Annotated in this window: 14 protein-coding genes; 13 read left to right on the plus strand and 1 reads right to left on the minus strand. The window is 30.5% G+C overall.

Annotated features, from left to right (window positions below; all coding sequences use genetic code 11):
- Positions 1-195: 195 nt before the first annotated feature.
- The 4 genes from BMY18_RS20395 (at position 196) to BMY18_RS20410 (ending at position 2,724) form a co-directional block, all read left to right on the plus strand.
- Complete coding sequence (locus BMY18_RS20395; protein ID WP_092458381.1) at positions 196-1,074, plus strand: GNAT family N-acetyltransferase; 879 nt, start codon at positions 196-198, stop codon at positions 1,072-1,074.
- 247 nt (positions 1,075-1,321) lie between these two features.
- Entirely contained in the window at positions 1,322-1,624 is a 303-nt protein-coding gene (locus BMY18_RS20400; RefSeq protein WP_092458384.1) for a hypothetical protein, read from the plus strand.
- A gap of 124 nt (positions 1,625-1,748) precedes the next feature.
- The gene (locus BMY18_RS20405) at positions 1,749-2,240 is read left to right on the plus strand and encodes a 2'-5' RNA ligase family protein (RefSeq protein WP_092458387.1); all 492 of its coding nucleotides are present in this window, start codon (positions 1,749-1,751) and stop codon (positions 2,238-2,240) included.
- 67 nt (positions 2,241-2,307) lie between these two features.
- Positions 2,308-2,724 (plus strand): GNAT family N-acetyltransferase, encoded by a 417-nt coding sequence (locus tag BMY18_RS20410; RefSeq protein WP_092458390.1) that lies wholly within the window; start codon positions 2,308-2,310, stop codon positions 2,722-2,724.
- 159 nt (positions 2,725-2,883) lie between these two features.
- Here BMY18_RS20410 and BMY18_RS20415 read toward each other — a convergent pair whose 3' ends face one another.
- Positions 2,884-3,312, minus strand: coding sequence for a hypothetical protein (locus tag BMY18_RS20415; RefSeq protein ID WP_092458393.1), 429 nt, complete (start codon positions 3,310-3,312; stop codon positions 2,884-2,886).
- 744 nt (positions 3,313-4,056) lie between these two features.
- Here BMY18_RS20415 and BMY18_RS21840 point away from each other — a divergent pair.
- From BMY18_RS21840 to BMY18_RS20455, 9 genes are all read left to right on the plus strand, one after another.
- Positions 4,057-4,278, plus strand: a complete 222-nt coding sequence (locus tag BMY18_RS21840) for an NUDIX domain-containing protein (RefSeq protein ID WP_408645493.1) — start codon at positions 4,057-4,059, stop codon at positions 4,276-4,278.
- Between the two features lie 219 nt (positions 4,279-4,497).
- Positions 4,498-4,893, plus strand: a complete 396-nt coding sequence (locus BMY18_RS20425; RefSeq protein WP_092458411.1) for a hypothetical protein — start codon at positions 4,498-4,500, stop codon at positions 4,891-4,893.
- Between the two features lie 103 nt (positions 4,894-4,996).
- Positions 4,997-5,431, plus strand: coding sequence for an aminoglycoside 6'-N-acetyltransferase (gene aac(6') / locus BMY18_RS20430; protein WP_092458396.1), 435 nt, complete (start codon positions 4,997-4,999; stop codon positions 5,429-5,431).
- A 74-nt stretch (positions 5,432-5,505) separates the two neighbouring features.
- Positions 5,506-6,447 carry an amidohydrolase family protein gene (locus BMY18_RS20435; RefSeq protein ID WP_092458399.1) on the plus strand — a complete coding sequence of 314 codons (942 nt, stop codon included), beginning with the start codon at positions 5,506-5,508 and terminating at the stop codon, positions 6,445-6,447.
- 223 nt (positions 6,448-6,670) lie between these two features.
- A complete protein-coding gene (locus BMY18_RS20440) occupies positions 6,671-7,015 on the plus strand; it encodes a hypothetical protein (RefSeq protein WP_092458402.1) in 345 nt (114 codons plus the stop codon).
- 298 nt (positions 7,016-7,313) lie between these two features.
- Positions 7,314-7,751: an HAD family hydrolase gene (locus tag BMY18_RS20445; RefSeq protein ID WP_242941096.1), complete on the plus strand. Its 438-nt coding sequence runs from the start codon at positions 7,314-7,316 to the stop codon at positions 7,749-7,751.
- Between the two features lie 69 nt (positions 7,752-7,820).
- On the plus strand, positions 7,821-7,949 hold the full coding sequence (locus tag BMY18_RS21565; protein WP_278281142.1) for a hypothetical protein: 129 nt from the start codon (positions 7,821-7,823) through the stop codon (positions 7,947-7,949).
- Between the two features lie 197 nt (positions 7,950-8,146).
- Positions 8,147-9,133, plus strand: coding sequence for a hypothetical protein (locus BMY18_RS20450; protein ID WP_092458405.1), 987 nt, complete (start codon positions 8,147-8,149; stop codon positions 9,131-9,133).
- An 83-nt stretch (positions 9,134-9,216) separates the two neighbouring features.
- Positions 9,217-9,732 (plus strand): GNAT family N-acetyltransferase, encoded by a 516-nt coding sequence (locus BMY18_RS20455; protein WP_170841526.1) that lies wholly within the window; start codon positions 9,217-9,219, stop codon positions 9,730-9,732.
- The last annotated feature ends 171 nt before the right edge of the window (positions 9,733-9,903 follow it).

The raw sequence follows: 9,903 nt of genomic DNA on the forward strand, positions 1-9,903 counted from the left end.
ATCAGAAATTTTTTCTACTGCCTTTTAAAAATAGATAACAAAAAATCGCTTAGCCACAACCTTGGTAGGCCATCGCGTAGCGATTTTGTTCAATTCCAACTTGTAGAGCAATTGTAACTTCCCATTATATTTATTAAAGTTTTAGAGAAAATGAAGCATCAATATAGAAATTTTAATTTGCGGAGGAATATTAATATGAATTTTAGCGTTGAGAAATATAAAAATTTCCAAAGATTTAATGAACAATATGAAGAAATATATCAATTTCTTTTAGCGGTGGCTGATAATAGATATAACGAGCATTTTCATTGGGGGCGTTTTGAATGGATGATGATGCATACTATGCTTGATGTTGATAAGCTTAATAGAGTAGCTATTTTTAGAGATGAAAATGATAAAATCGCCGGATTAGTTACATATGATACTGAATTTGAAGATAGTACATATTTAATACATTTAAGGAATGATATAGACTTATTAAAATTGATGGTAGATTTTGCGCTTTTAAATTATGAAAACAATGGAAAGATTGTGATAAAAGTCAATTCGAATGATGATATTTTATGCGATGTGTTATCTAAATACCAGTTTATAAAGAAAAATAAAAATCATACTGTTTTACAAATTGGCTTATCACGTGATTTGACTTATCAAATCCCCCCCAATTATAAGATAAGTCCTAAAAATTTAGTGTGTGATGATTGGAAATATCAAATGGTTATACATAAAGGATTCAATCATGAAGGAATCCCAGAGAAATGGAATGATGATTTTTTTAAGTCAACTCCAAATTATAATTGCGCATTTAGCGTCTTTGCAATGAATATAGACGAATACTGTGCCCATTGTGGGATTTGGTACACAAAGGGAGAAACTGCATATATAGAACCTGTTGTAACAATTCCAGAATGTAGAAAAATAGGATTAGCAAAAGCTGTTGTTTATGAAGCTATGAATCGTGCAAAAGAGCTTGGGGCGAAAAGAGCTATTGTTCTTTCGGGTAAAGAATTTTATTACAGAATTGGTTTTGAAATGTCATCGGAGGTTTACTGTTGGGAATATAATAAGTTTTAAGAATTCAGCAATTAGAAATTAATAGGGACGTTTCAACCTCCCATAATATTTATTAAGTCAAAGTTCGAAACGTAGAAAATGGACAATGGTAATGTAGTTTATTTGTTTGATCTTGGTTATATCGTAAAAGCTTTATAATAAAGGTATGGTTGATAAAATTATTAAAATAACTAGCAAATTCAGGAGGCATTATTTGAACTCCTGGAAAAAAGGAGAGATATAATGGATATTATTATTAGACTTGAAAATGAAAAAGATTATCACCGGGTGGAAGAAATTAATAAATGCCATGATATATAAAGCAAAATCATTGGGATTCGGGGCGATATTATTTTTTGGACGCCCAGAATACTATCCACAATTTGGATTCAAGGAAGCATCAGTATTTGGCATAACAGACTCGGAGGGATATAATTATACTGCTTTTATGAGCATGGAACTGATACCAAATTATTTAACTATAGCTTATGGAGGGAAATACTATGAGTCTGACATCTATAATGATGAAATAAATCGAGATAAAGTTAAGGCTTTTGATGATAATTTTTAATATATTAGTAGTATAAAACTCAGCTGATAATTTCCAAATCTACAGGAATGCTGTAACTGCCCATTATATTTATGATGGTTATGAGTATATAAAGAATAAAATGGAAAAATCAGGGGTACGCGATATGAAAGATAAATTTCTATGTGTAATGGCTGGGTATGATGATAATACTGAAAAGTTCCTAGCGGATATACAGAACAGACTTAATAAAAATGGATTTGATGGTAATCATACAAAAGACTTACCACAACATATAACATTAGGGACTTTTCCGGTTGATAAAGAAAGTGATATAGTTTCTTTAGTAAAGAAGATTGCTAATGAAACTAGACAATTTGAGATTACTTTTAACCATATCGGTATATTTGGGGGTTCTAAGGTTTTGTTTATTGCACCAGATACAAACTTCAGTCTATTACAATTAAAAGAAAATTTTGGTGAATGTTTTAATTGGACTCCTCATACGACGATGTTAATTGATGATGTAGAAAATATTAATCGTGCTATACCAATTGTTGCGGAATACTTTAGATCATTTAAGGGGCAAGTGCAAACTATACATTTATATGAATTTTGGCCAACCCGACATATTTTGACGTTGAGATTTGTTGACTAAATATGCCGATAGAAAGAAAAAAGAAAATATATGAAATAGAAATCATAGAATTTCGGAGGGGAAATAGTTGAAGCTTAAATATGTTGAACACCAACATAAAGACTTTTGGATGAGTATTGATAAACACGTTAATGAAGTAGGTTTTCAAAATAAAGTTTATACAAAAACAGGATATATAATTTGGGAAAATGATGTTCCTATTGGAATCCTGCATTATTGTGTACTTTGGGATAATCTGCCTTTTCTAAATTTTCTCTTTGTCAAAAAAGAACATCGAGGAAATAGATATGCCACGGAAACAATGAAGCAGTGGGAGCAGGAAATGAAGCAACAGGAATACAAGATGATTTTAATTTCTACGCAAGTAGATGAAACTGCCCAATGTTTTTATCGGAAACTTGGATATGTTGATTGTGGAGGAGTAGTATTAAATAATACACCTTTTGAACAACCGATGGAAATGTTTATGAGGAAAGTATTATAATCACAATATTCAATTTGTTGAGCAATTCAGCTTCCTAGTTATATTTAAAACATATAATAGATCTCACCTTTGTGGTAGTTACTCCTTAAAGGTATATTTCGCAAATAGAGTTATATCTCAGTTAATATAAGTATTAACAAATTGTGACTTGATTTAAAGTTATTTATATTTAAGAGCTATTTCTCTAGTTGAAGTAAGGACGTCTTTATTAACAGAATAAACAGTATAATCAATCGCTAATTCACTAGTCAATAGCCCAAATTTAATGGTTTCAGATTTTGTCACTATTTCAATGATTATATGACCAATAAGTCTGTCTATTATATTGATAGTTGGTTTTTCTTCTAATTCCAAAGTTGAAAAATTATCATAAATAGTTCGTATATCATCTTGATTATTAATAACTAATTTTTGATCTCCAAGCCAATAATCAATTTCTATAATGTTATCATACGAAATATTTTTGAAAATATCGCTTTTATTACTAACTGAAGACTGAGATAGTTTATTACATCCAATTAACAACGTAAGTAACATGATAGAAACTAAAATAAAGCTTTTTTTCAAACAATATATTATTTTTCTCACTACATCACCTCTTTTTATTTATTATTATAGCATATTGATTTATCTAATGGAGAAGAGAATTTAAGTGTGGTAAAATTGAATTTATTATACAGTTTAACTTCCCATTATATTTATGAAGTAAAGTAAAAGAGAAATAGACAAGTTATTTTTGAGCTTTATGAAAACGGTTGCGATGTTACATACAAAATTTTATCAGATAAAAATATTCAACCATGCAAGGGGTGTTATTCATGTCAGAATGTAGACGATCAATATGGCTGTGTACAAAAAGATGATGTTGAAGCGATTATAGATAAGATGGTAGAAAGTGATTGAATTGTATTTGCCACTCCTATTTATACTTGGTACTGTACTGCACCAATGAAAGCTATACTCGACCGCCATTATGGATTAAATAAATTTTATGGAAAAGCAAAGGATCATTATGGGAAGATAAAAAAATTGCAATAATAGCGACTCATGGCTATGATGCAGATTATGGTGCAGAACCATTTGAATTAGGAATAAAGCGTTTATGTGAGTATTCTAATTTAAACTATATGGGCATGTACTCAGTAAGAGATGAAAATAATTTGGCCTCTTTCCAAACTGCATCTGCAATTCAAGGGGCAAAGAATTTTGCAATGAAGTTACTAACAAAAGAAGCATGCATTGAAAGGTGAAACTTTGGAACTTGATTATTACAAGGATTGCTGTATTACTACAGATAGTAACTGGTTTAGATATTGAGCAACAGCAATTATTATTGAAAATGACAGTGTTTTATTAGCCAGTAATGAAGCATCGGATTATTTTTATTCAGTTGGCGGAGGTGTACATTTAGGCGAGACATCGGAAGAGGCTGTTATTAGAGAAGTGTTTGAGGAAACTGGTGTTAATTATGAAATAGACAGGTTAGTTTTTATACATGAAAATTTCTTTTACGGAGATGGAACAGAAAAGAGTGAGAAGTTCGCTATCGTTTAAAGTTTGAACTAAAGATTATTATTAGTAGGAGGTAACGGATTGGGATTGTCAGAAATGTAAAGCTATATACATAGATGGAGAGACGCTTGTTTTCTACAGATAATAGAAGAAGTATTTCTGAAATTGGATTTGAAGTGTAGATTAATTGTAAATAGGAAGTTTAGCATGAAGTTTTTGCAATTTCTGCAGGAGCACAAAAAAGACGATAAGGGGACCAGTATGAGAGAACTATTATTTGACAGCCAGTATGGGATGGTTGAATATGTTAAAGAGGATAATGTCATTCTGCTGACATGGAAAGAGAAATGCAGTTATGATGACTATCGAAATGCCACTTTAGAAGCACTTTCCGGACTGCAAAAATATAAGCATAGCAATTTTGTTGTTGATGCAAGAAATGGTTTTGAAGATGAGAAAGAAGATGTTGAATGGGGCTTTAATATTCTTCTGCCTGCAATGTCAAAAACCACATGCAAAGCAGTAGTTTTTATTATGGAGGCAGTAGGTAGTATTGAGGAGGAAATGGACATGTGGACCAAGGAATTTATGCGATATTTTGAAGTTATAAAAGTTGATTCATATGTTAAAGCAATATCTGCTTTATTAAATATATAGACTTGTTGTTACAATTTTGTCAAATTTTAAAGGTGAAATCCAATTTCCGATAATGAGCATTATACGAAATATGAAAATTTGAATTTATGAAGGAGAATTGTGCGTGATACGTAGAGCGACTGAAAAAGATATTTTAGCAATAGCAGAGATGGCCATTATGATGTGGAAGGATAATACTATTGAAGGTCTGGCAGAATCATTTACGGAAATAATCCATAATGAGGAGAGTGCAATATTTCTGATTTTAATCGAACACGAGACGGTAGGCTTTGCACAGTGTCAAATGCGATATGATTACGTCGAGGGAACAGATAGCAGCCCAATTGGTTATTTGGAGGGAATATTTATTATGGCGGATTTTAGAAGACAGGGATTTGCAAAGAGACTATTGGAAAAATGTGAAGAATGGGCAAAAGAGAAAGGCTGTTTTGAATTTGCCAGCGATTGTGAATTGGATAATGAAAGCAGCAGAGAGTTTCATATGAGAGTGGGGTTTAAAGAAGCTAACCGTATTATTTGTTTTACAAAGTTATTATAAGTTACAATCTTCATAGAACATAAATGGGTAGAAATGCCTGTGAAACATTATTTAGTTAAAGGAGTATATGGTGTATGGCAACTTTTGAAACTGCATTAATAGAAAACTCAATAAGCGAATTAATGCTTGTTCCTAAAAGCGATATTCATACGCATGGGGGCAAAGGCGGACGAATAAAATACTTTGCTGAATGGGCAAATACATCTATAGAAGCTTCTGAACAACCTTTTGAAGATTTGATAGATATGCATAACTGGTTTAAAACAAATATCAAAATTCATGATAACGGCATAGCAGGATACTTAAAAAGAGTAGAAGCTGCGTTTGCACAAGCTAAGGAAGATAATATTATTGTTTTGGCTTTGAGCTTTAGCATTGGAGTAATAGACGATTTGGGCGGTATTGACAAATTTATCAGCACATTAAATTATTTAAATAAAACTTTTGCACCTGAAACAAAATATTATCCTGAATTGTCATTTTCACGTGAAGACGATGTGAACGAAGCTTTTGATAGACTAGATGAGATATTAAGTAAAAATTGGTTTAAATCGATAGATATTTGTGGAAATGAGTTTGCTCAGCCGATTAAGAATTTTCAAAAAATCTACAGAAAAGCTCAAGGTTATGGTGTTAAATTAAAAGCTCATGTCGGAGAATTTGGTACGGCAGATGATATAATGGAAGCCGTTGAATTACTGGAACTTTCAGAAGTCCATCATGGGATTGCAGCTGTAAAATCTAAGGAAGTAATGAGATGGTTAAGTAAACATAAAATACAGCTCAATATTTGCCCTACCAGTAATATTATGCTAAAGAGAGCAACTTCTTACTATGGTCATCAGATAAAAGAATTGTTTGAAAACGAAATACCTGTGACAGTGAATACGGATGATTTGCTTATCTTTGACAGTTCCGTGTCGGAAGAATATTTGAAGTTATTTACAAATAAGGTGTTTTCAATAGAAGAGTTAGAAATTATTAGGCAAACTGGATTGAATACTTATAAATATTAGGTTGCCCTTGATAAGGTATTAGACTCTATATCGCCACAGTTAATAAACATTGCCATAAATAAGAGCTAGGTTACTTTTGTTCTCAACTATAAATTATCAATGCAAAAGAATCTGATTTGTCGTGGTATCGTTAACTGCCCATTATATTTAAAAAGATTAGTAAGTTATCTAGAAATAAGAATTTGATGTGTGGATTATTTATATAAGACGAGGAGGAAATCTTGTGGAAAAAACATTTTCTGAAATTAAATTTTTTCAAGTGAAGCCTGAGAAACTGGAACAGTTTGAAGCCATTGCAGACACGATATCGAAAGAACAAATAGCGCAACAAGGATGTATTGCAATCAAGTATATGAAACGTTTCTATACTATTAATGGTATCGAACTCGGCGAAGCGCCAAGAGAATTAACTAAGATTGTAAAATGTGTTAAATATTATTCTTTTTGGGAGTTTGATAACAAAGAGAATTATGGCAAAGCAACAAAATGGTTCTTTGAAACCTATTTGAAAGATATTCAAAAACTATTGATTGTTCCATTTGACATTAATTGCGGAAATTCATTATAAAACAAGAATTTAGGGACTCAGATATAGAGAAAGGATTGGGCGAAAATGGCGATAAATACATCAGCGAAGGAAACAATAAATGCATTAAATGCAATATTTCAAAAGCATATAAATGAACAATCGGCGAAAAAATAACGATAGAGAAATTTACTATTTGAACGTTACTGAATGATGTGAGTTGAAACGTTCTTTTATTTAACTGATTAGTAATTTTTAATCTGTAGGGATTTAAAAATCCCCTATTATATCTAAAAACGAATTTTAATAGATAAATATGTAATTATGGAGCGATAAAATAATGAATAAAAAAGGAATTGTTTTTGATTTGGATGGTACCTTATGGGATGCTTCAGCACAGGTGGTACCAGCTTGGAATATTGCTTTAAACAGACATAGTGAAATTGATAAACAAATAACTATTGATGAAATGAGAAGTTTTATGGGGAAAACAATCGATGTAATAGCTCAAATTATGTTGCCGGAAATAGATAGGAAAAAAGCTGTGAAGGTACTAAAAGAATGTTGTAACGAAGAGCAAACATATTTACGCAAACATGGTGGGATTTTATATTATAAGTTGGAAGATACATTAAAGTTATTGGTTCAGCAATACTCTCTTTATATTGTAAGTAATTGTCAAGATGGATATGTGCAAGCTTTTCTTGACTATCATAAATTATGGATTTACTTTAGTGATATTGAAATGTCAGGAAGAACCGGAAAAAGTAAGGGCTAAAATATAAAAGCTATTATTGAAAGAAATAAAATAGCAAGATCGGTATATGTTGGAGACACAAGTGGTGATTTGGAGGGAGCAAATTATGCAGGTATTCCATTTATCTATGCCAAATATGGATTTGGAAAACTAGATAATGTAAAATATTCAATTAATAATATATCAGATATAAATAAAATTGTAGATAGTGTTCTTTGAAGTATTTAGATTACATATTCTGATTTTTTGAGCAGTAGGAATTGCCCATTATATTTATGATGGGGACAAGCATGAAATAGCAATAATGCGAAGCTAGTTAAGTGATGAGGTTAGCACTAATAACTTCACAGATGACGGGAAAAAATGAATTAGGTTCCATTGAATTTAAACACAATCAGGAAATTTGGAGGATGCTTATGGAGCAATACAATTTACCATTATATCAAAAATCAAGTTTGAAATGGTCTATGATTTTACTATTTACTATTTTTACTTTATTTTTCACAGCTATTTCTATTTTTTCCTTAATCATAATGAAAGATGAATTACTATTAGGATTATTAATAGGATTATTTTTCTTAATATTTAGCATTGTTTGTGCTTATATTGTTATTTGTGTAGGGATACTAAAGCGTTTTTATATAGAAATGACATCAGAGTATATAAGGGTTAAACTTCCACTTAAGTCAAAAACAGTATACTGGAATGAAATTTACGATACTCAATTATATAGCTATAGCAATAATACTATAATATCAATTTTACTTAAAAAGGATGTGAATAAAAAAAAGAAAAGAACCATATCTAATAATTTTAATACAATGCAGGGTATTCCACCCTATTCATTTCAAATCTCTTTAATGATCTTTAAAGATATAGATGCAAAAAAACTATTTTTAACAATAGGAGAGCATATAAATAGAGCAGATATAAAAGAGAATGCTGATATTGATAGTTTAAATGAAAGATATGAGGAAAATGACGATAATATAGTTATTGCAATAATCACTTCTATCTTAACTTATATAGTAATAAGCGCAATAGATGGAATTATTATTTATAAATCAGAAAAAAATTATTTGATAATACCGATATTTGGAGCTTTCTTAATTATAGCAGTTTTTAATAAATACTATTTAAAAAAAACATTCAATTTGATCATAAGATTTTATTTGGGATTAATTTGTTTCCTACAAGTTCCAACTGCAACAATAATCTTTATTATAATATCAGAAAAAATCAAGTTTACAATTACTAATATATTGAATGTAACAGATGAATATTTTAATTATATATTACATAATCCTTTCAAATCCATTTTAGTAATTATAGTAGCTATTAGTTGCTTTGTAATTGGTGGATTTAAAGGCCGTACAAAAAAAGAAACGGTTGTGTCACGTTAAGTATATAAGCGTATTTTTTGCAATGAAGGATAGATTATTTGTATAATAGGTAAAAGAAAATTTTAAAAAGGAGAATGACAAAGGTGAGAGCATATTTTGAAACAGAACGTTTAATTGTTAGGAACCTTGTTTCACAAGATTATGAACAAGTATTTAAATGGTGTGGAGATCCAAGAGTAAATGAATTTATGATTTACCCATTATATAAGTGCGCAGAAGACGTTAAAATATGGATTGATACTTTAGAAGTAGATAACCCTAATATACATGATTTTGGTTGGATACTTAAAGACACTGGCGAGTTAATTGGTGGCGGTGGGGTGGTCTTTCATCCAGATAGAGATGTTTGGAATATTGGTTATAACCTTTTAGCAGATAAATGGGGGAATGGTTATACAGTAGAAGCAATACAAGGTATTATAGAATATATAAAAAAGACTAGAGATATTCATGTAATTGAAGGACAGTTTGCAGCAGATAATCACAATAGTATGCGAGTTATGGAGAAACTCGGAATGGTATATGATAGGGATGGAGAGTATGAAAAATTAGATGGAAGTAGAAAGTTTGCTTCGAAGATATATTGTATGAAAATTTAAAATGCAATGAATTCTGGAATTTGTATGTGTCATTTGATTCACGATTGTTTTCGAAGTCAAACTGTTGATTATTTATATAACTTCTCGGAGTTAGCATCTACTGGTGCAAATGTAAATTGACAATTGAATATTGGTTGTTTTGAAAAAAAAGAAGAGATTTTGTGTACGAGA

The organism is [Clostridium] fimetarium (assembly GCF_900111235.1).
In the GTDB taxonomy this organism is placed as follows: Bacteria; Bacillota; Clostridia; order Lachnospirales; family Lachnospiraceae; genus Clostridium_N; species Clostridium_N fimetarium.